General features: G+C 63.0%; 18 protein-coding genes. 10 read left to right on the top strand and 8 right to left on the bottom strand.

Annotated features, from left to right (window positions below):
* Positions 1 to 34 precede the first annotated feature (34 nt).
* A complete protein-coding gene (locus AC2FNL_RS12245; RefSeq protein ID WP_496833815.1) occupies positions 35 to 556 on the top strand; it encodes a glutathione peroxidase in 522 nt (173 codons plus the stop codon).
* Here the strand turns inward: AC2FNL_RS12245 and AC2FNL_RS12250 are convergent.
* Positions 532 to 1,419, bottom strand: a complete 888-nt coding sequence (locus AC2FNL_RS12250) for a DMT family transporter (protein ID WP_496833816.1) — start codon at positions 1,417 to 1,419, stop codon at positions 532 to 534. The genes AC2FNL_RS12245 and AC2FNL_RS12250 overlap by 25 nt on opposite strands.
* 184 nt (positions 1,420 to 1,603) lie before the next feature.
* On the opposite strand from AC2FNL_RS12250, the gene AC2FNL_RS12255 reads away from it, so the two are divergent.
* Positions 1,604 to 2,800, top strand: coding sequence for a BCCT family transporter (locus AC2FNL_RS12255; RefSeq protein WP_496833831.1), 1,197 nt, complete (start codon positions 1,604 to 1,606; stop codon positions 2,798 to 2,800).
* 108 nt (positions 2,801 to 2,908) lie between these two features.
* Here the strand turns inward: AC2FNL_RS12255 and AC2FNL_RS12260 are convergent, their stop codons facing one another.
* The 3 genes from AC2FNL_RS12260 to ade all read right to left on the bottom strand — a co-directional run bounded on the left by AC2FNL_RS12260 (position 2,909) and on the right by ade (position 6,589).
* Complete coding sequence (locus AC2FNL_RS12260; protein ID WP_170340577.1) at positions 2,909 to 3,196, bottom strand: HU family DNA-binding protein; 288 nt, start codon at positions 3,194 to 3,196, stop codon at positions 2,909 to 2,911.
* Between the two features lie 130 nt (positions 3,197 to 3,326).
* Entirely contained in the window at positions 3,327 to 4,790 is a 1,464-nt protein-coding gene (locus AC2FNL_RS12265) for an AMP nucleosidase (RefSeq protein WP_496833817.1), read from the bottom strand.
* Positions 4,787 to 6,589, bottom strand: a complete 1,803-nt coding sequence (ade, locus tag AC2FNL_RS12270; protein WP_496833818.1) for an adenine deaminase — start codon at positions 6,587 to 6,589, stop codon at positions 4,787 to 4,789. Before ade ends, AC2FNL_RS12265 begins: the two co-directional genes overlap by 4 nt.
* 127 nt (positions 6,590 to 6,716) lie before the next feature.
* Between ade and AC2FNL_RS12275 the strand changes: the two genes are divergently transcribed.
* Positions 6,717 to 7,142 (top strand): VOC family protein, encoded by a 426-nt coding sequence (locus tag AC2FNL_RS12275; RefSeq protein WP_496833819.1) that lies wholly within the window; start codon positions 6,717 to 6,719, stop codon positions 7,140 to 7,142.
* Between the two features lie 3 nt (positions 7,143 to 7,145).
* Here the strand turns inward: AC2FNL_RS12275 and AC2FNL_RS12280 are convergent, their stop codons facing one another.
* Positions 7,146 to 8,030 carry a LysR family transcriptional regulator gene (locus tag AC2FNL_RS12280; RefSeq protein WP_496833820.1) on the bottom strand — a complete coding sequence of 295 codons (885 nt, stop codon included), beginning with the start codon at positions 8,028 to 8,030 and terminating at the stop codon, positions 7,146 to 7,148.
* A 115-nt stretch (positions 8,031 to 8,145) separates the two neighbouring features.
* Here AC2FNL_RS12280 and AC2FNL_RS12285 point away from each other — a divergent pair, with 115 nt between their 5' ends.
* Together AC2FNL_RS12285 and AC2FNL_RS12290 are read left to right on the top strand one after the other, a co-directional pair.
* A complete protein-coding gene (locus tag AC2FNL_RS12285) occupies positions 8,146 to 8,901 on the top strand; it encodes a class II aldolase and adducin N-terminal domain-containing protein (protein WP_496833821.1) in 756 nt (251 codons plus the stop codon).
* An 11-nt stretch (positions 8,902 to 8,912) separates the two neighbouring features.
* A complete protein-coding gene (locus AC2FNL_RS12290; protein ID WP_093963801.1) occupies positions 8,913 to 9,902 on the top strand; it encodes a sterol desaturase family protein in 990 nt (329 codons plus the stop codon).
* Here AC2FNL_RS12290 and AC2FNL_RS12295 read toward each other — a convergent pair.
* Positions 9,899 to 10,846 (bottom strand): GlxA family transcriptional regulator, encoded by a 948-nt coding sequence (locus AC2FNL_RS12295; protein WP_496833822.1) that lies wholly within the window; start codon positions 10,844 to 10,846, stop codon positions 9,899 to 9,901. The two genes, AC2FNL_RS12290 and AC2FNL_RS12295, sit on opposite strands and share 4 nt — an antisense overlap.
* Before the next feature lie 78 nt (positions 10,847 to 10,924).
* On the opposite strand from AC2FNL_RS12295, the gene AC2FNL_RS12300 reads away from it, so the two are divergent.
* From AC2FNL_RS12300 to AC2FNL_RS12310, 3 genes are read left to right on the top strand one after another with little or no spacing between them, the layout of a single operon-like run.
* The gene (locus AC2FNL_RS12300; protein ID WP_496833823.1) at positions 10,925 to 12,085 is read left to right on the top strand and encodes an acyl-CoA dehydrogenase family protein; all 1,161 of its coding nucleotides are present in this window, start codon (positions 10,925 to 10,927) and stop codon (positions 12,083 to 12,085) included.
* Positions 12,086 to 12,087: 2 nt separating this feature from the next.
* On the top strand, positions 12,088 to 14,151 hold the full coding sequence (locus tag AC2FNL_RS12305) for an acetate--CoA ligase family protein (RefSeq protein WP_496833824.1): 2,064 nt from the start codon (positions 12,088 to 12,090) through the stop codon (positions 14,149 to 14,151).
* Positions 14,148 to 14,927: a carnitinyl-CoA dehydratase gene (locus AC2FNL_RS12310; protein WP_496833825.1), complete on the top strand. Its 780-nt coding sequence runs from the start codon at positions 14,148 to 14,150 to the stop codon at positions 14,925 to 14,927. The genes AC2FNL_RS12305 and AC2FNL_RS12310 overlap by 4 nt, the downstream gene beginning before the upstream one ends.
* A gap of 6 nt (positions 14,928 to 14,933) precedes the next feature.
* On the opposite strand, the gene AC2FNL_RS12315 is transcribed toward AC2FNL_RS12310, so the two are convergent.
* The gene (locus tag AC2FNL_RS12315) at positions 14,934 to 15,569 is read right to left on the bottom strand and encodes a class I SAM-dependent DNA methyltransferase (protein WP_496833826.1); all 636 of its coding nucleotides are present in this window, start codon (positions 15,567 to 15,569) and stop codon (positions 14,934 to 14,936) included.
* A gap of 87 nt (positions 15,570 to 15,656) precedes the next feature.
* Between AC2FNL_RS12315 and AC2FNL_RS12320 the strand changes: the two genes are divergently transcribed.
* Positions 15,657 to 16,517: an SDR family oxidoreductase gene (locus tag AC2FNL_RS12320; protein ID WP_496833827.1), complete on the top strand. Its 861-nt coding sequence runs from the start codon at positions 15,657 to 15,659 to the stop codon at positions 16,515 to 16,517.
* Here the strand turns inward: AC2FNL_RS12320 and AC2FNL_RS12325 are convergent, their stop codons facing one another.
* The gene (locus tag AC2FNL_RS12325) at positions 16,518 to 18,137 is read right to left on the bottom strand and encodes a GMC family oxidoreductase (RefSeq protein ID WP_496833828.1); all 1,620 of its coding nucleotides are present in this window, start codon (positions 18,135 to 18,137) and stop codon (positions 16,518 to 16,520) included.
* A 304-nt stretch (positions 18,138 to 18,441) separates the two neighbouring features.
* On the opposite strand from AC2FNL_RS12325, the gene katG reads away from it, so the two are divergent.
* Positions 18,442 to 20,649 carry a catalase/peroxidase HPI gene (gene katG / locus AC2FNL_RS12330; RefSeq protein WP_496833829.1) on the top strand — a complete coding sequence of 736 codons (2,208 nt, stop codon included), beginning with the start codon at positions 18,442 to 18,444 and terminating at the stop codon, positions 20,647 to 20,649.
* Positions 20,650 to 21,001 lie beyond the last annotated feature (352 nt).

Below are 21,001 nucleotides of genomic sequence, written 5' to 3' on the forward strand. Positions count from 1 at the left end.
TCGTGCGTATCAATGACAAAGAGGAGGTCACGCCATGTTCAGAATGCTGCTGTTGTCTGCCCTGTTGCTGATCGGCCGGATGGTGCAGGCCGCGCCCGTGTCCGGAGAGTTCGCTTCAATTGATGGCGGCACGCTGTCGCTTGCGGACTGGCGCGGCCAGCCGGTTCTGGTTGTCAATACGGCCTCGCAATGCGGGTTTACCGGGCAATATTCCGGGCTGCAAAAGCTGCAGGACACCTATGGACCCAAGGGTTTGGTGGTTCTGGCGGTCCCGTCGGATTCCTTCAACCAGGAGCTGGAAACCGCCAGCGAGGTCAAGGAGTTCTGCCAGCTGAACTATGACCTATCTCTGCCCATGACCGACATCACTCCCGTGACCGGTCCGCAGGCGCACCCGTTCTACAAAGCGGTCGCGGCCGAAACCGGGTTTGTGCCCAACTGGAATTTCAACAAGATCCTGCTGAGCTCCGAAGGTGAGGTCGTGGCGACCTTTGGGTCGACGACCCGGCCGGATTCCCGCAAGCTGCGCCGTCAGGTCGAGGCCCTGCTGCGCTGAACCGGCTGGCGTGACAACTGCACGGCCAGAATGCCCAGCGTGGTGACCGCAACGCCGACGGCATCCATTGCGCCCAACCGCTCACCCAGCAGAATCGCGGCGATCGTGACCCCGAACACCGGGTTGAGGAAATGGAAGGTCGCCGCGCGGATCGGTCCGATCCGGTTGAGCAGCAGGAACCAGATCAGCGTGGCCAGCAGGCCGGGGAACAGGGTTGTGTAGGTGAAGGCCAACGCCAGCGGCCAGGTTGGACGGACATAGATCGTCTCGAACAAAGGGGCGGCGATGAACAGAACCGCCGACCCGACGAACATCTGCAAACCGACGACCATCATGAAATTCCCGCCCGAGGTCGCCCCGCGCACGGCCAGCGTGGCGAAGGTCAGCGCCAGCGCGCCCAAGCCGCAGAGAGCAACTCCAAACAGGTCGATCCCGGCGCTGATCCGGCTGCTCATGATCAGGGCCACGCCGGCGAACCCGGCCAGCAGACCCAGAACACCCAGCGGGCGCAACCGTTCCCCGAACAGCAGCCAGCCGGCCAGAGCCACCAGCAATGGCATGGTCGAGGCGATGATCGTCGCGACCGAGGCCTCGACCGTTTGCATTGCATAGAAATTCAGACCCAAATACAGGGCATTCTGGCAGATTCCGAACAGGATGGTCGCGTACCATTGCGACCGCGTCAGGCGCCAGCTTTGGCCCATGGCCGCGGCGATGGCGACACCCAGAATGCCGGAAATCAGGAAGCGAACCGCCAGTGAAAACAGCGGCGAGGCATCCGCGACGATGATCCGCGCCGAGGTAAAGGCCGACGACCAGATGAAGGCAAAGGCCAGCCCCATGGCGATGGCGCGCAGATCCATGACCGCTCCTGTTTGAATGTGCGGCGACTGTTTCCGATTTTCCCGCAGGCCACAAGCGCCCGAGCGTCAAAAAAGACACATGGTGCGCGCAAGTTTTCCGTGGGTGCCGGTTTTATTGATTGACCAGCCAATTAAAGATATCCGCTCGGTGATCTGAGTTCTAAAGGGAGGTTTGTCGGTGCTATTGGAATACATCCTGTCATTCGGGGTCCTGCTTGCTCTTGGGCTGGTAGCGTTCTTCGTCGTGAAATGGTGGAACCTGCGGTGCGTGGGCGTGACACCTGTACATCTGTTCACTTTCATCGCGATCCTGTTCACATCCGGCCTGGATGTCGGGCTGATCATGTTCCCGCTCACCGAATTCGGAGGCTATGCCGAAGATCCGGCCTATGTGTTCGCAAACCCGCTGGCGATTGAGTTCGGGTTCTGGGGTTTTCTGATCTGGGCCTTCTATTTCCTGACGGCCTTCTATTTCTGCGTCATCGAACCCCGAGTGCAGTTCTTTGAAATCCCGGTGGTCAAGTTGATCAACAACGTCGTGATCATCGGGACCTGCGCTTTCACCGCCAGCCTGTTCCTGATCTACCTGCCCGGATACCTGCCCGAAGTTGGTGATGGCGAGTCCGTAGTGACCACGTTTTACATCATCGTGTTTGTCGTCATTCTGGCCGCGGCCTATTCCTCGACTGACCTGAAATACGTGCGGATTCTTTCTGTCGGCTCGACGTTTCTGTTCCTGGCACTGATCCTTGGCATGTGGGCCGCGGCCGGTATGGGCGTTGCGGGTTTCGTGGAAACCAGCAGCAATATCGGGGCGTATTTCGCCAATATCCACAAGTTCGTACTGCCTCTGACCGACTATCACGCCTTCTACCTGTTCTGGTGGTTTGCCTGGTCGATCATGATCGGTCAGTTTACCTCGCGCTTTGTCGGAGGGCTGACCACCTGGCAATTGCTGGCGGCGTTGCTAATCTTTCCGTCGATCCCCTTGGCGATCTGGTTCAGCGTGCTTTATTACTATCACCTGAACGGCATCAGCACCGCAGGCATCACCAACATCGCGATGGTTATCGTCGGCGTGACCTTCGTGATCAACTCACTGGACTCGTTGATCAGGCTCTATACCGACAACCTGAACATGACGGTCGAACGCTTCGGCAAGACGGCCTATGTTGCCGGCAATGTGGTGCTTCTGTTTGTGCTGACGCTTCTGTTCCAGAGCCAGTGGCTGCAGATTCAGTGGATTGGCGCCGTGGTGGTTGGCCTCTACCTCGCCTGCGTGGTCTATATCCTGATCGCCAAGCGCAAAGAGGTGATGAGCATCGACTCGATGCCCGAAGATCGGGACTTGGATTTCCACAAGGTCGAGACTGTTCACTGACCTCGACCCACGAGAACACCGGGTCTGGTCCAACGGACCCGGTAAACAAATACCAAAGAAAAAGGGCCGCGAAATCGCGGCCCTTGATCGTTTTGCCTAAGGCGCGGATCAGCTGTTGACGCTGTCCTTCAGGGCCTTGGCGATGGTCATCTTCACAACCTTGTCGGCTTCTTTGGTGAAGGTCTCACCAGTGGCCGGGTTGCGCACCTGACGCTCGGGGCGCTCGCGGCAGTAGATCTTGCCGACGCCCGGCAGGGTCACAGCGCCACCGGCCGAAACTTCGCGGGTGATCAGGCCAGTGATCGCCTCCAGCGCCGCGTTCGCGGATTTCTTGTCGGTTCCCATTTCCTCAGCGAGAGCAGCAACCAGCTGAGTCTTCGTCATAGGCTTTGCCATTTCTTGGTCTCCTTAACGTGCCCGATCTATTGGGCCTCACCGCGTAACTGTAACGGGATATTGTGGGCGAACACAACGAATAGTAGCACTGAAACCCCAAAAAATATGGGGATTTCGTTGCTTTTTTGCGTCAGAGGAAGGCTGTTTCGTCGAACGAGCGCAATTTCCGGCTGTGCAAACGTTCCAGCGGCATCCCTCGCAGGTGTTCCATCGCCCGGATTCCGATTGCCAGATGGCGGCTGACCTGGGTTGTATAGAACTCGGACGCCATGCCGGGCAACTTCAATTCTCCATGCAGGGGCTTGTCGGACACACACAGTAATGTGCCATAGGGCACCCGGAACCGATAACCGTTAGCGGCGATCGTGGCGCTTTCCATATCCAGCGCGATGGCGCGCGACTGGCTGAGGCGCTGCACCGGGCCGGATTGGTCGCGCAGTTCCCAGTTGCGGTTGTCGACCGAAGCCACAGTGCCGGTGCGCATGATCCGCTTTAGCTCATAGCCTTCCAACTCGGTCACTTCGGCCACGGCGCGTTCCAGCGCGACCTGAATTTCGGCCAGCGGCGGGATCGGCACCCAGACGGGCAGATCGTCGTCCAGCACCTTGTCTTCGCGCAGATAGGCATGGGCCAGTACGAAGTCCCCCAGAGCCTGCGTGTTGCGCAGCCCCGCGCAGTGGCCGACCATCAGCCAAGCATGTGGGCGCAGCACCGCGATGTGGTCGGTGGCGGTTTTGGCGTTGGATGGCCCGACGCCGATATTGACCAGCGTGATCCCCGACCCGTCGGCGCGTTTCAGGTGATAGGTCGGCATCTGTGGCAGTTTCAGCGGCTGTTCCAGCGGCGCGTCGGGGTCGGTGATCTCGACATTCCCGGTCGAGACGAAACTGGTATAGCCGCTGTCGGGGTCGGCCAGTTGCGCGCGGGCGTAGTTCTCGAATTCCGAGACGTAGAACTGGTAGTTGGTGAACAGAACGTGGTTCTGAAAATGGTCCGGGTCGGTGGCGGTATAGTGGGCCAGCCGGGCCAGAGAATAGTCGATGCGCTGGGCGGTGAACAAGGCCAGTGGGCCGACGCCATCCTGCGGTTCGTGCACACCGTTGACAATGTCGTCATTGGTGGTGGTCAGATCGGGCACGTCGAACACGTCGCGCAGGGTGAACCCGGCAGCACCCTGATGAGGGACCACCAGATCGGGGTTGCCGGCCACGGCGAAATGCACCGGCATCGGCGTGGTCGAGGGGCCGATGGTCACCGGCTGGTTATGGTTCTTGATCAGCAGCGCGATCTGCTGCGTGAGGTAGGACCGGAACAGATCCGGCCGGGTCACGGTAGTGGCATGTACCCCCGGCTCGGACACGTGACCAAAGCTCAGGCGGCTGTCCACATGCGCGTAAGACGCCGTACGGATACGAATTTCCGGGTAATAGGCTCTATATCGGACCTTGGGCGTGCCGCTTTCCATGGCCTCGGCAAAGCTGTCGCACAGAAAGGCGGTGGCCTCATTGTACAGCTCTTCCAGCCGGGCAACGGCCGCGGCGGCATCGGTGAAAATCTCGGGGTCCCGTGGGTCGGGCGTTGTTATTTTTGTCATGCGAGGGGTTCCAAAAGGTCAATTTTTTCGAATGTGCGGACATCCACCAGTCCCAGATCGGATATCCGCAGTTCGGGGATGACGACAAGGGCCAGCAGCGAGTGCTGCATGTACGCATTGTTCAACTGACAGCCGCAGGCCTGCATCGCCTCGACCATCTTCTGCGCCTTGGCCGCGACGTCGGAGGCCGGGCTGTCGGACATCAGGCCGGCGATGGGCAGTTCGACCAGCGCCAGCTCTTCGCCATCACGGAAGATGGTTATGCCGCCGCCCACTTCGGCCAGACGATTGGCGGCCAGCGCCATCTGATCGCGGTCGGTGCCGACCACGATCATGTGGTGGCTGTCATGTGCCACGGTCGAGGCCATGGCCATCCGGCCCTGGTAGCCAAAGCCGGACACGAAGGCGTTGGTGACACCGCCCGTGGCCCGGTGCCGTTCGACCAGCGCGATCTGGCAGACATCGCCTTCGCCCTCGACCAGCCCGCCGATAATGGGCAGCTCGGCCTTCAGCGCCTGGGTGGGGGCCTGGTTCTCGACCACGCCGATCACGTTGGCACGCACGCGGTTGGCGCCGTCGGGCGCGGGGACCTCGAAATCGGCGGCGGTCAGGTCGTGGCCCATATGCACCGTGTTGCGTGCCCGGTCGGGCCAATCGTAATGCGGGCACTCCACCTTGATCGCGCCATTCTCGGCTACCACCTGCCCGCGCGCGATGACCATCTCGATCGGCAAGTCGGTCAGGTTCGAACTGAGGATCACGTCTGCCCGGCGGCCCGGCGTGATCGAGCCGATCTCGCGTTCCAGCCCGAAATGGGTGGCGGTGTTGATCGTGGCCATCTGCAACGCGATCAGCGGGTCGCAGCCACAGGCGATGGCATGACGGACGACGCGGTTCATGTGGCCCTCGTTCACCAGCGTGCCGGAATGGCAGTCATCGGTGCACAGGATGAAGTTGCGCGGGTCCAGCCCCTTTTCGGTGACCGCGGTGATCTGGCTTTCCACGTCATACCAGGCCGAGCCTAGCCGCATCATCGACCGCATCCCCTGCCGCACGCGGGCAATGGCGTCGGCCTCGCAGGTGCCTTCGTGGTCATCCGCCGGGCCCCCGGCGACATAGGCGGCAAAATCAGGCCCTAAATCAGGGGATGCATAGTGTCCGCCCACCGTCTTTCCCGCGCGCTGGGTGGCGGCGATCTCGGCCAGCATCTTGGGGTCGGCGTTGATCACACCGGGAAAGTTCATCATCTCGCCCAGCCCGATGATGCCGGGCCAGGTCATCGCCTCGGCCACGTCTTCGGCGGTGATCTCGTAGCCCGTGGTTTCCAGCCCGGGCGCCGAGGGCGCGCAGGACGGCATCTGGGTAAAGATGTTGACCGGCTGCATCAGCGCCTCGTCATGCATCATCCGCACGCCGTCCAGCCCCAGCACGTTGGCGATCTCATGCGGGTCGGCGAACATCGAGGTGGTGCCATGCGGGATCACCGCGCGCGCGAACTCGGCCGGGGTCAGCATGCCGGATTCGATGTGCATATGCGCGTCGCACAGGCCGGGGATCATGTAGCGGCCCTTGGCCTCGATGATCTGCGTGTCGGGGCCGATGCAGTGGCTGGCGTCGGGGCCGACATAGGCCACGCGTCCGGCGGCGATGGCGATGGAGTGATCGGGCAGCGCCTCGCGGCTGTGCACGTTGATCCAGATCCCACCGCGAATGACCATGTCGGCGGCTTCGCGGCCGGCGGCAACAGCGATCAGGCGGGGGGCGACGTCGGGCCAGGATGGGAAGGGTGCGTATTCCATGGCACAACTTTCCCGAATGCATCGGAAGGTGCAACCCCTGCCGTGCCACCTTCATGAAACCGTCATCCGAACGGGCGCGGGGCAGCAAATGCTTGATCCGCGCTGCGATGCGGGGTCTGGTAGAGACATGGATTACGAAACCATAGATGCGGACAGTTTCGGCCGCAGCCTGCGCGGGATCGGGCTGAACCTGCTGGTGCGAGATGTCCCGGCGGAATGCGCATTTTTAGAGACTGTTTTTAGCCTGAAATCCCATCAGGTGACGGCGGATTTTGCCATCGTCACCTATGGAGATCAGGTGTTTCAGTTGCATTCGGACGGCACCTATCATTCCAATCCGCTGCTGGGGCTGGTTCCCGAAACGCCCCCGCGCGGTGGCGGGATCGAGATTCACCTGTTCGACACCGACCCGGACGAGGCGGCAGAGCGCGCCAAGTCCGCTGGCGCGGTCGTGCTGCAGGAACCGACCGACAAGCCCCATGGCCTGCGCGAGACCTATATCCTGTGCGAGAACGGCTATGCCTGGGTCGCCAGCCGCCCCAAGGACGGCTGAAAGTCAGATGCGGTGTTGCTCGGCCTCGATTTCCGCCCTGATCCACTCGGCAAAGGCCACGGCACCCGGCGTTTCCTCGGCCTGAGGTGACAACAGCAGGTAGTATGCTTCGGGCATCGGCGCGCGATGCCCGAACGGTGCGATCAGGTGGCCTTCGTCCAGCAGGCGCTTTGCGATGGTGTCATGGGCCAGGCACAACCCGCCGCCGGCCATCGCGACGGACAGGCCGACCATATAGGTCGTGGCATAGCTAATCGGCGGATTATCCCAGTTTAGACCCTGATCTTCGGCCCAGCTGGCCCAGTTCGACAGCAGGTTGGAACAATCGTACAGCGGTTGCTGCTGAAGGTTTTCCAGCGTGACCGGATAGTCGGGGGCGCACACCGGGTAGTAGTGATCGCTGCGCAAAAGCTCGGTTCGGACCGTGTCGGCCGGGCGCAGGGAATAGCGGACCTCGACCGCCGCGCCTTCGGCCATTTCGCGCGGCTCCCACAACTCGGTGAAGATGTTCAGGTGGACATCGGGGTGCAGCACGCGGAAGGCGGGCAGGCGGGGGGCCAGCCAGTTGACCGAGAAGGTGATGTTGCACTGCACCTGAACGGTATTTTCCTGCTGCCCGGTCACGGCCTGGGTGCCACGCACCAGCGTCCGGAACGCCTCGCGTACGACGGGCAGATAGGTGCTCCCGGCCTCGGTCAGTTCCAATGCGCGGGGACGGCGGTGAAACAGAGGCTGGCCCAGTTGGCCCTCAAGCGACTTGATCTGCTGGCTGACGGCGCTCTGCGTCATGTTCAGATCGCGCGCCGCGCCGGTGAAGGACAGGTGGCGGGCCGCCGCCTCGAACGTGCGCAGCCAGCCAAGCGGGGGAAGAGGGTTCCGGGGTTTCATAATCCAATCATAAGCTCAGCTAATGCCAAACCGCCATTTTTTTCGTTGGTCAACTGCGCCCCGGCCCGGCACGGTTTTCACCAGCCACCTGTCCAAGCCGAATGGAGCCCCCCGGATGAGCGTCACCAGTCTCAAACCGAATATCGACCATTGGCAGGAGCGCGTGGACATGGCCGCCGCCTTCCGCTGGACCGAGCGGTTGAACATGCACGAAGCGGTCGCCAATCACTTCAGCCTTGCCGTGAACGAGGATGGCACGCAGTTCCTGATGAACCCGAACCAGATGCATTTCGCGCGCATCCGTGCCTCGGACCTTCTGCTGCTTGATGCCAACGATCCCGACACGATGAGCAAGCCCGGCGCACCGGACCCCACCGCATGGGGTCTGCATGGCTCGATTCACCGCAAATGCCCCAATGCGCGTTGCGTGATGCATGTGCATTCGATCTTTGCCACCGTTCTGGCCTCCTTGGCCGACAGCAACTTGCCGCCGATCGACCAGAACACTGCGACCTTTTACAACCGATATGTCATTGATGACGAATTTGGCGGCTTGGCCTTTGAAAGCGAGGGCGAGCGTTGCGCGACAATGCTGCAGGACCCGGCCAAGAAAGTCATGATCATGGGCAACCACGGTGTGCTGGTGATCGGCAGCGACGCGGCAGATGCCTTTAATAGACTCTATTATTTCGAGCGCGCCGCCGAGACGTATATCCGCGCCCTTCAGACGGGCCAGCCATTGCGAGTGTTAACGGACGAAATCGCGGAAAAGACCGCGCAGGAACTGGACGACTATCCCGATCAGGTCGCTGCGCATCTGCGCGAGATCAAGGCCGTTCTGGACTCCGAAGGCTCGGACTACGCCACCTAGAGGGTTTTGTCATGACCGATGCATCGCATGATCCCGAAGCCGCCCGTTGGCACTATCGGCCGTCTGACCCTGTGGCGTTGAACCCTTTGTTCAGCTGGCCGCCCAGACCGATGGCGGTTGTGAAATGGTACAGCGGTGCATGGTTGCAGATCACCGCGCTGACCCTGTGCCTGGTGCTGGCGCTGGCGGCTTATGTGTTGTTCCTGCCGCCGCTCGATGCGATGCAAAGCTTTGCGCCGGGCTGGATGTTCCGCGTCTGGCTGCTGAACATGGTGCCTCAGATCCTTGTCGCGGGCGGGCTGCACTGGTGGCTGTACATGCGCAAGGGGCAGGGTATGTACAAAAAGTTCGATTGCCGCGACCTGACCCGCGACAACGGGACCTTTACCTTCCGCAATCAGGTCTGGGACAACATCTGGTGGACGCTGGGCAGCGCCATGACGGTGGCGACGGTCTATCAATGGGTGATCTACTGGGCGATGGCCAACGGGTATGCGCCAACGGTCACTTGGGCCAGCGCGCCGGTCTGGTGCGTGGTCTGGATGCTGTTCATCCCGATGTGGTCGGGTCTGCATTTCTATTGGGTGCACCGGCTGGAGCATCATCCGAAACTGTACAAGCATGTGCACGCGGTACATCACCGCAACGTCAATGTTGGGCCGTGGTCGGGCATCTCGAACCACTGGTACGAGAACCTGCTGTACTTCACGACCTATTTCATCCACCTGATCGTGCCCTCAAACCCGCTGCACCTGCTGTTCCATGTCTATTTCCAGCAGATCAGCCCGGTCCTGTCCCATTCGGGGTTCGAGAAGCTGAAAGCGGGGGATACGGACGCCGCGCGGGCCGGCGATTTCTTTCACCAGCTGCACCACCGGTATTTCGAGTGCAACTACGGCACGTCCGAGATTCCGTTCGACAAGTGGTTCGGCACATACCACGACGGGTCGGCCGAGGCGACGACGCGGACGCGGGCCTACAAGAAACAGATGTATACCTAGCGGGCCCGGCTGCGCAGGGCACGCGGACTGAGACCGAACTCGGCCCGAAAGGCACGGGTCAGCGCGCTGGGATCTTCATAGCCCGCGCGCAGAGCGATCTCGGCGATACTCAGGTCGGTTTCCCCGATCAGCTTGCGCGCAAGGTTCAGACGCAACCGACGATAGACCTTGGCCGGCCCGGCCCCCAGGTCCGCCCGCATCCGGGATTCCAGCGCCTTTTGCGACCGGCCCACGCGCCGGGCGATCTCGGGGATCGTCAGAGGGGTCTCGAGATTTTCCTGCATCAGCGCCAGCGCCTTGTTGACATGCGAGCTGGCCGAGCCTGCGCCGCCGGAATGTGACCGGGCGGAGTCGCTCGTCATGAAAAGCTGCGCGACTTCCAGTGCGAGCGCCTGACCGTGATCCTGCCCGATCAGGTGCATCACCAGATCAAAGGCAGCCATGGCGCCCGAGCAAGTGATGCGGTCACCGTCGATGACATAGCGCTCGCGGCAGGTCTCGACTTCGGGGAATCGCTCGGTGAACGCAGTCAACTCCTCCCAATGGATCGTGGCGCGGTGGCCCTTCAGCAATCCGGCCTGGGCCAACAGCCAACTGCCGGTGTCCAGCCCGGCGAGGGTACGAAAGCGCCGCGTTGCCGCACGCAACCCCGCCTGGGTGCGCCAACCACCATGTGCCTGAAACCCGTAGGAGGGCATAACCAGCAGCATATCCCCACCCGCATCCGTAAGCGCCGCATGGGGTGCCACCTGCAACCCTGAGGATGACGTGACCGGCCTCGGATCCAGTGACAGGAATTGCCAGTCATACAGTCGCTGCCCCGACAACGTGTTGGCCGCGCGCAGCGGCTCGACCGTGTTGGCTAGGCAATGGTTCGAGAACCCGTCGAACAGCAGCACCCCGAATCGCTGCGGTGCGGCGGGTGATTTGGTCCATTTCTGCATGATTGAAGTCTAGTTCTGCATTATTGTGGCGGCAAGCCGCGTCAGGATTATCGCACGCCCAGAAACCGGAGACCCGCGATGCAATATGGCCTGACCGACGAGCAGGAGATGATCGTCTCGACCGTCCGCAGCTTTGTGCAAAAAGAGATCTATCCCCATGAAGAGCTGGTCGAACGCACCGGCGAGGTGCCGAAAGAGATCGCCGACGAGATCAAGCGCAAGACGATCGAGCTGGGATTCTACGCCTGCAATTTCCCCGAAAGCGTGGGCTGCGCCGGGTTGAACCACTTGGAATTCGCGCTGGTCGAGCGGGAGTTGGGGCGCGGGTCGATGGCACTGACCCATTTCTTCGGGCGGCCGCAGAACATCCTGATGGCCTGTCAGGGGGATCAGATCGAACGCTATCTGATGCCCGCCGTGCGCGGCGAGAAGATGGATGCGCTGGCGATGACCGAACCGGGCGCGGGTTCGGATGTGCGGGGCATGAAATGTTCCGCCGTTCGTGACGGCGGCGATTGGGTGGTGAACGGCACCAAGCATTTCATCTCGGGCGCGGAACATGCCGAATTCATCATCGTCTTCATCGCCACGGGCGAGGATCAGACGCCGAAAGGCCCCAAGAAGCGCATCACCGCCTTTCTGGTCGATCGCGGTACGGCGGGCTTCACCATCCGCGACGGCTACAAGTCGGTCAGCCATCGCGGCTACAAGAACATGGTGTTGGAATTCGACGACTGCCGCCTGCCCGATGCGCAGGTGCTGGGCGAGGTCGATGGCGGGTTCGAGGTGATGAACACCTGGCTCTATGCCACCCGCATCACCGTGGCGGCCATGTGCGTGGGCCGCGCGCGGCGGGCTTTCGACTATGCGCTGGACTATGCCGCCACGCGCGAACAGTTTGGCCAGAAGATCGGCAAGTTCCAGGGCGTCAGCTTTCAGATCGCCGACATGATCACCGAGATCGACGCCGCCGACCTGCTGACCCTGGCCGCTGCCGACCGGCTGGACAAGGGCCTGCCCGCCAACCGCGAGATCGCCTCGGCCAAGCTCTATGCCTCGGAGATGCTGGCGCGGGTGACCGATGCGGCGATCCAGGTGCATGGTGGCATGGGGCTGATGGATGACTATCCGCTGGAACGCTTCTGGCGCGATGCCCGGGTCGAGCGGATCTGGGACGGCACCAGCGAAATCCAGCGCCACATCATCAGCCGCGACCTGCTGCGCGCGTTGGGGGCGTGAACATGACGCCGGGCCTGAGCGGCGCGGCGGGTGCGCTCGCGCCGGGAAAGCTCGCCGCGCTGAGGCGGATGCTGGGGTTTCGTTCGCTGGCGGTGATCGGCGGGGGCGCATGGTGCGCCGAGGTCATCCACCAGGTGCGAAAACTGGGGTTCACCGGCCCTGTCTGGCCGGTGCATCCCAAGGCCGATGAGGTGGCGGGCGAGCGCGTCTTTGCCACGATCGAAGACCTGCCCCACGCGCCCGACGCGGCCTTTGTCGGCATCAACCGCCGCGCCACCATCGAGGCGGTCGAGGTTCTGGCCCGCATTGGCGCGGGCGGGGCGGTATGTTTCGCCTCGGGCTTTACCGAGGCGCGGGCCGAGGACGTCGATGGGGCCAATCTGCAGGCGCAACTGGTCGCTGTGGCGGGGGACATGCCGATCCTCGGCCCCAACTGTTACGGCTTCGTTAACGGTCTGGACCGGGTGGCGATCTGGCCCGACCAGCACGGGATGCGCCCGGTGGAAAAGGGCGTTGCGATCCTGACGCAAAGCTCGAACATCGCGATCAACATGACCATGCAGCGCCGGGCGCTGCCGCTGGCTTTCATGCTGACCTGCGGGAACCAGGCGCAAACCCATCAGGCCGAGATCGCAATGGCGCTGCTGGATGATGACCGGATCACCGCCATCGGCATGCATGTCGAAGGCTTCGGCGATCTGCGCAAATGGGAGGCGCTGGCGGCCAAGGCGCATGACCGGGGCGTACCGATCGTGGCCCTCAAAGTGGGGCGGTCAGCACAGGCGCAGGTGGCCACCATTTCGCACACCGCCTCGCTGGCGGGGGGCGATGCCGGGGCGCAGGCGTTTCTGGAACGGCTGGGAATCGCGCGTCTGAACGACGTGCCCGAGTTTTTGGAAACTCTGAAACTGTTGCATGTCACCGGGCCGTTGGACGGGACCGGAGTGGCAACGATCAGCTGTTCCGGTGGCGAGGCCAGCCTGGCCGCCGACATGGCCGAAGAAACCGGCCTGCAATTTCCGCCGCTGACCGCGGATCAGGTTTCGGGCCTGCGCGCGGCGCTGGGGCCGATGGTGGCGCTGGCCAATCCGCTGGATTACCACACATATATCTGGCGCGACGCTGACGCGATGGCGCGGGCTTGGTCGGCGATGACGGGGCCGCATGTAGCGATGACGATCTCGATCGTTGATTACCCGCATACCGATGCCACCGATTGGGACTGCGCCACCCGCGCGGCGTTGACTTGCGCCCGCGAAACCGGCCGTCCCTTTGCCGTGGCCGCGACCGTGCCGGAACTGATGCCCGAGGACGTGGCCGAGCGGTTGATGGCGGGCGGTGTCGTACCCTTTGCCGGGCTGCGCGAGGCGCTGGCGGCGACACGCGCTGCGGCCCGCCCGCGTCCCGAGCCGCAGGAGCCGGTTCTGCTGCCCGCCCCCGTTGAGGCCACAACCATACTTACCGAGGCTCAGGCCAAGGCCGAACTCGCCGCTTGCGGCGTGCCGGTTCCCCGCTCGGTCGTCGCGCGGGCGGATCGGGCGGAAAAGGCGGTGGACGGTCTGAGCGGACCCTTTGCGGTGAAAGGCGTTGGCCAGGCGCACAAATCCGAACATGGCGCGGTGCGACTGGGCGTTTATGCACAAGAGGTGGCCGAGATCGCGAGATCAATCGGCACCGATGAGGTCCTGATCGAGGAAATGGCCCCGGCCGGGGTGGTCGAGCTGTTGATCGGCGTCACACGCGACCCGGCGCATGGTTACGTCCTGACCCTTGGGGCGGGTGGGGTTCTGACCGAGATCCTGCGCGACTCCACCTCGATCCTGATCCCGTCCACGCCGTCTGCGGTCCGCGGCGCGCTGGGCAAGCTGGCCTGTGCGCCCGTGTTGAGCGGATATCGGGGCAAGCCCGGCGTGGATATCGATGCGGTCGTGCGGGTGGTCATGGCGGTGCAGAACTACGTCATTGCCAACGCGGCGGTCGTGGACGAAGTTGAAATCAACCCTCTCATCTGCGCGGCCGACGGTGTGGTCGCCGTTGATGCCCTGATCCGAAAGGCATGTTCATGAACCCGATCAAAACCCACCGCGATGGTGCAATCCTTCAGGTCACGTTGGACCGGCCCAAGGCGAATGCCATCGATTTGGCGACTAGCCGTGTCATGGGCGAAGTGTTCCGCGGCTTTCGCGATAATCCCGACCTGCGCGTGGCGATTCTGACGGGCGGCGGCGAGAAATTCTTCTGCCCAGGCTGGGACCTGAAGGCCGCGGCCGAGGGCGATGCGGTGGATGGGGATTACGGCGTCGGCGGTTTCGGTGGTCTGCAGGAGCTGCGGGATATGAACAAGCCGGTGATTGCGGCCGTGAACGGCATCGCCTGCGGCGGCGGGCTGGAGCTGGCTTTGAGCGCCGACATGATCCTGGCCGCCGATCACGCCACCTTTGCCCTGCCGGAAATCCGTTCGGGCACGGTGGCGGACGCGGCCAGCGTCAAGTTGCCCAAGCGCATTTCCTATCACATCGCGATGGAACTTCTGCTGACCGGTCGCTGGTTCGACGCCGAAGAAGCGCATCGCTGGGGCTTGGTGAACGAGATCGTCCCGGCCGATCAGCTGATGGACCGCGCGTGGGAGCTGGCGCGCCTGCTGGCGAGCGGCCCGCCGCTGGTCTACGCCGCGATCAAGGAGATCGTGCGCGAGGCCGAGGATTCCAAGTTTCAGGACATCATGAACCGCATCACCAAACGACAGCTGCGGACGGTTGATGTTCTCTATGGCTCCGAGGACAATCTGGAAGGCGCCCGCGCCTTTGCCGAAAAGCGTGACCCGGTCTGGAAGGGCCGCTGAGCCGGATCAGGATTTCTCGAACAGGGCGATCAGCGCGGTGTCGTCCTTGTTGGGGCCGGCCGCCAGATCGCCGTAGATACGAACCGGGGCTAGGGTCAGATGTTCGATCCGGCCCTCGGCCTGCAGCTTGTCGAAGGCGGTTGCAAATCCCAGCGCCTCGAAGTGTTTGGCGTTGATCGACAGGGCGAATTGCGCCCCGGGCCGGGCCGCCCGCAGCAGGGCGGGCAGAACCTCGGGGCCAAGATGGCCGTGGGTGAAGGTGCCCGACGACACGATGCCCGAATAGCTGTCGCGCGGAACGGGGATGCCCTCGTTCAGGTCGGCCTCGATCGCGTCGCGGTAGATGTCCTTGCGCATGGCCTTGTCCAGCATTTCGGCACTGATGTCGGTGGCATCGATCGGCCCCACGCCCAGATCGGCCAGAACCGCGCCGCACAGGCCGGTGCCCGCGCCCACATCCAGCACCGGACCCTGGCCCCCGGCGCCGACAAAGGCGCGGGCGGTATGGATATGCAGCTGGTAATCCTCGCGCGCGGCGAATCCGCGATCGTAATCTCCGGCCCATTCGGCGTAGAGCCGTTTGTTGTCTGCCGGAGTTTTCAGCGCATAGGCCGCGTGCAGGCTGGGTTTGTCATCACTCATGACACCATGAAGGCGCAGGCGGGGATTCGAATCAAGTGCGGCCATCCGGCGCTTGCATCCCGCCCTCGGCGCGCTCATCAAGGGGCCATGACTGAAACGCTTTTTTCATTCGGGCACGGCTATACCGCCCGCGCCCTGTCGCGCCGGCTGGCCCCCAAGGGTTGGCGCATCGTCGGAACCACCCGCGATGCCGCCGAGAAGGACGCCATCCGCGCCGCCGGGGCCGAACCGCTGGTCTGGCCGGGCGAGGCCCCCGATCTGGACGGGGTCACGCATCTGCTGATTTCGACCGCGCCCACGGCCAAGGGAGATCCGGTTCTGGCCGCCCTGCGGGATGAGATCGCCGCCCGCGCCGGGCAGTTCGACTGGGTCGGGTACCTGTCGACCACCGCCGTCTATGGCGACCATCAGGGGGGCTGGGTCGATGAAACCACGCCGGCGACCCCGACGGCCGAACGTGGGCGCTGGCGGTTGCAGGCCGAGCAGGACTGGGCCGCGATCCCCGGCCTGCCGCTGCACATCTTTCGCCTTGCGGGCATCTACGGGCCGGGCCGGGGGCCGTTTTCCAAGCTGAAAAAAGGCGGTCTGCGGCGGATCATCAAGCCGGGGCAGGTGTTTTCGCGCATTCATGTCGAAGACATCGCTCAGGTGCTCGAGGCGTCGATGCGCCGTCCCGATCCGGGCGCGATCTACAATGTCTGCGATGACGAACCGGTGCCACCGCAGGACGTGATCGGCTATGCCGCGCAGCTTCAGGGCCTGCCGCTGCCGCCTGCGGTGGATTTCGACACGGCCGACCTGACGCCGATGGCCCGCAGTTTCTACAACGAGAACAAGCGCGTTCGGAACGACCGGATCAAGACCGATCTGGGCGTGACGTTGAAATATCCTAATTACCGCGTGGGCCTTGAGGCGCTGCACGCGGATCAGACGTTGAACGGCGACTGATCAGACCACATCCGCCAGGATCATGTCGGCAGCCTTTTCCGCGATCATGATCGTGGGCGCGTTGGTGTTGCCCGAGACCAGCGTCGGCATGACCGAGGCATCGACCACCCGCAGCCCTTGCAACCCACGCACGCGTAGCTGCGGATCGACCACCGCCATGTCGTCCACCCCCATCTTGCAGGTGCCCACGGGGTGGTAAATCGTATCGGCCCGCGCGCGGATGTGGCCTTCCCAATCCGTGTCGTTTTGGGCGGTGTCGGTGCCGAACATTTCCTTGTGGCGGTATTTGGCGAGGGCCGGAGCCTCGAGAATTTCGCGCGTCATCCGCGCGCCCTTGATCATCGTGTCCAGATCGCGCGGGTCGGACAGATAGGCCGGGTCGATCGCCGGGGCGGCAAAGGGGTCGGCGCTGTGCAGCGAGACGGTGCCGCGGCTTTCGGGGCGCAGTTTGCAGATATGGCAGCTGAACCCATAGCCCAGATGCAGCTTGCGCGCGTGGTCGTCCACCAGCGCGATGGTGAAATGCAGCTGGATGTCGGGGCGGTCCAGATCGGGAGATGTCTTCAGAAAGGCCGCGCCTTCCGCAAAGGGGGTGGCCGCCATCGACACGCCGGTCTTGCGCCAGCGCATAAGGTGTTTGATCAGCCCCACCGTACCGGCGGCGCCGATGCCGAAATTGTCGGTGTCCTTTGTCTTGTAGGCCAGGATGAAATCCAGGTGATCCTGCAGGTTCTTGCCCACGCCCGGCAGCGCGTGGCGGACGGCGATTCCATGCGGGCTCAGGTCCTCGGGGTCGCCGATGCCCGACAGCTGCAGCAGTTGCGGGGATTTCAGCGCGCCCGAGCAGACCAGAACCTCGCGCGCGGCGGTGACAGTAAGGTCGGCGCCCTTGCCGCCCTTGCGGTAGATCACGCCCGTGGCGCGGTGGCCGTCAAAGGTGATCTCGCGCGCCTGTGCCCCGGTGATGACCGTCAGGTTGGGCCGGTCCATGACTGGAAACAGATAGGCCGCGGCGGCCGAGCACCGCTCGCCGTTTTTGGCGGGGTCGTGGAACTGGGTGACCTGGTACAGCCCCGCGCCTTCGTTGTCGCCGCGATTGAAATCGTCGGTCACCTTGTGCTGCAACTGGGCGGCGGCCTCGACGAAGGCGCGCGTGATCGGGCGTTCTTCTTTCTGCTCCGACACCTGAAGCGGGCCGTCGGCGCCATGCAGGTCATCCGCGCCGCGTTCGTTGTTCTCGGACCGTTTGAAGTAGGGCAGAACGCTGTCCCAATCCCAACCCTCGCAGCCCAGATCGGCCCAGCCGTCATAATCCTGCTGCTGTCCGCGCACATAGAGCATTGCGTTGATCGCGCTGGACCCGCCCAAGGCGCGGCCGCGCGGCTGATAGCCCTTGCGCCCGTTCAGCCCCGGTTGCGGCACCGTTTCAAAGGCCCAGTTGTTGATCTTGGGTCGCCCCGGCAGCATGGCGACCACAGCGGCAGGCATCCGCACCAGAATGCCGTTCCCGCCCCCGCCCGCCTCAAGCAGGCAGACCCGCGTGCCCGGATTGGCGCTCAGACGGTTGGCCAGCACACACCCCGCGGACCCTCCGCCGACGATGACGTAGTCAAATTGCATGGCGATCCTCCCCTGTGGCCCGCGCGGTGTCGCGCGTCATGGCCCGCAGTGTGAAGCACCGGCGGCAAAACGCAATCGGGGCGGCGGGGAACGCCGCGTCATGTGGATGGGGATCGGTTTGAAAGAACCCGGCAGAGCCATAATCAATACCTATCAAATCAATCCGAAAACAAAATTTTTTCTCATGACAGGGATTTGCTATGACTCGAGGTATTCCAGCGGACTGCGGTCCGCCCCTTTTTGACGTGCCATACGCACGGTTGCCTCGCAAATAGACAGACACCAGCCAGGATCGGAGATTGAGATGGACGGAAGCGACAACCCCAACACGGGCAAATGCCCCATCATGCACGGCGCCGGAACCCGATCGAACCGGGACTGGTGGCCCAACCAACTGAACCTGGCGATCCTGCACCAGCACCAGCCGGCCGGCAATCCGCTGGGGGCCGAATTCAACTATGCCGACGCGTTCAAGAAGATCGACTATGACGCGTTGAAACAGGACTTGTATGACCTGATGACGGATTCGCAGGATTGGTGGCCGGCGGATTACGGCCATTATGGCGGTCTTTTCATCCGCATGGCCTGGCACAGCGCCGGCACCTACCGGACGGCTGACGGGCGGGGCGGCGCCTCGACCGGGAACCAGCGGTTCGCGCCGCTCAACAGCTGGCCGGACAACGGCAACCTCGACAAGGCCCGTCGTCTGCTGTGGCCGATCAAGCAGAAATACAGCAACCAGATTTCGTGGGCCGACCTGATGATCCTGGCCGGCAACTGCGCCATTGAATCGATGGGCGGCAAGACCTTCGGCTTTGCCGGCGGCCGGGAAGACATCTGGGCGCCCGAGGAAGACATCTATTGGGGAGCCGAGACAGAATGGTTGGCCCCGACCGAAAACCCGCACAGCCGCTACTCGGGCGAGCGCGATCTGGAAGATCCGCTGGCCGCCGTGCAGATGGGCCTGATCTATGTGAACCCCGAAGGCCCGGACGGAGAGCCGGACGTGCTGGCCTCGGGCCGTGACATTCGCGACACCTTTGCCCGGATGGCAATGAACGATGAAGAGACCGTCGCACTGGTTGCCGGTGGCCACACATTCGGCAAGGCGCATGGTGCCGGGGACCCGGCGCTGGTCGGCCCCGAACCCGAGGCCGCGCCGATCGAAGAGATGGGCTTTGGCTGGATCAACAAGTTCGGCACAGGCAAGGGTGACGATACCACGACCAGCGGAATCGAGGGCGCCTGGACCGCGAACCCGATCAAGTGGGACAATGGCTATTTCGACCTTCTGTTCGGTTATGACTGGAACCTGACCAAAAGCCCTGCCGGAGCGTGGATCTGGGAGCCGGTCGGCGTCAAGGAAGAGGACATGGCACCAGCTGCGCATGATCCGTCGAAAAAGGTCAAGACGATGATGACCACCGCCGACATGGCGATGCGCATGGATCCGATCTATGGGCCGATCTCGAAGCGGTTCCACGAAAACCCCGACGAGTTCGCCGACGCCTTCGCGCGCGCTTGGTTCAAGCTGACCCATCGCGATATGGGGCCAAAGGCGCGCTACATCGGTCCCGAGGCGCCGGCAGAAGAGCTCATCTGGCAGGACAACGTGCCGGCGGTGGACCATGATCTGATCGATGCCGCGGACGTGGCCGACCTGAAAGCCCGGCTGCTGGCTTGTGGCCTGTCGGTGTCGGAACTGGTCGCGACGGCATGGGCCTCGGCTTCAACCTTCCGCGGCTCGGACAAGCGCGGTGGCGCCAATGGTGCCCGCATCCGGCTTGCGCCCCAGAAGGACTGGGACGTCAACGAGCCCGAGAAACTGTCCAAGGCGCTGGATGCTCTGGCGGCGGTGCAAGCCGAGTTCAATGCCGCGCAGTCCGGCAACAAGAAGGTTTCGCTTGCGGATGTAATCGTGCTGGGCGGTGTTGCGGCGATCGAAAAGGCCGCCAAGGCTGCCGGGCATGACATCGATGTTCCGTTTGCACCCGGCCGTACGGATGCCACGCAGGACCAGACCGATGCCGAATCCTTCGCCCCGCTTGAACCGATCGCGGATGGGTTCCGGAATTACCAGCGCAAGGAGTACAGCGTGTCTCCTGAAGAGTTGCTGGTGGACAAGGCGCAACTGTTGACCCTGTCGGCACCCGAGATGACCGTCCTGGTCGGCGGTATGCGCGTTCTCGGTGCGAATTTCGGTGGTACGGCGCATGGCGTCCTGACAGACCGGGTCGGTGTTCTGAGCAATGACTTCTTTGTCAATCTGCTGGACATGGGCACCGAATGGAAACCGGCGGCAGACGCCAATGGAGTGTATGAAGGCCGGGATCGGGCTTCGGGTGAGGTGAAGTGGACCGGAACCCGGGTGGACCTGGTATTCGGTTCCAACTCACAACTCCGGGCACTGGCCGAGGTTTACGGCCAGAAAGACGCCGACGCCAAATTCGTTGGTGACTTCGTGTCGGCGTGGACCAAGGTGATGAACGCGGACCGCTTCGACCTGACTTGAGGGCGGAACAGCTCCCTTGATCAGCGCCGCCACGGGAAACCGTGGCGGCGTTTGTCGTGTCCGAGTCCTGGTCTTGCCAAGACGCGCGGCCACGATTCCATCCGCACCGCGTAGAGGGACCCTGAAAATGGCCGACGCAAACCGCATAAATAGGGAATATCGTGGGAATTATTAAGCTAACCTATTGTTTTTATTAACTCAGGAAAGATTCCGCCGAGAATTGCGAAGTTTTTTCAAAATGGGGGTTGCAGGTCCCGGACCTAATCCGTAAATACCCCTTCACCGGCGCTGCTGAGGCGGTGTTGGGTGGTCTTGGAGAAGGCCTGACGGACTGGAAAGACGGTTGAGACGC

It is taken from the genome of Ruegeria sp. CRTD044, from assembly GCF_059613485.1.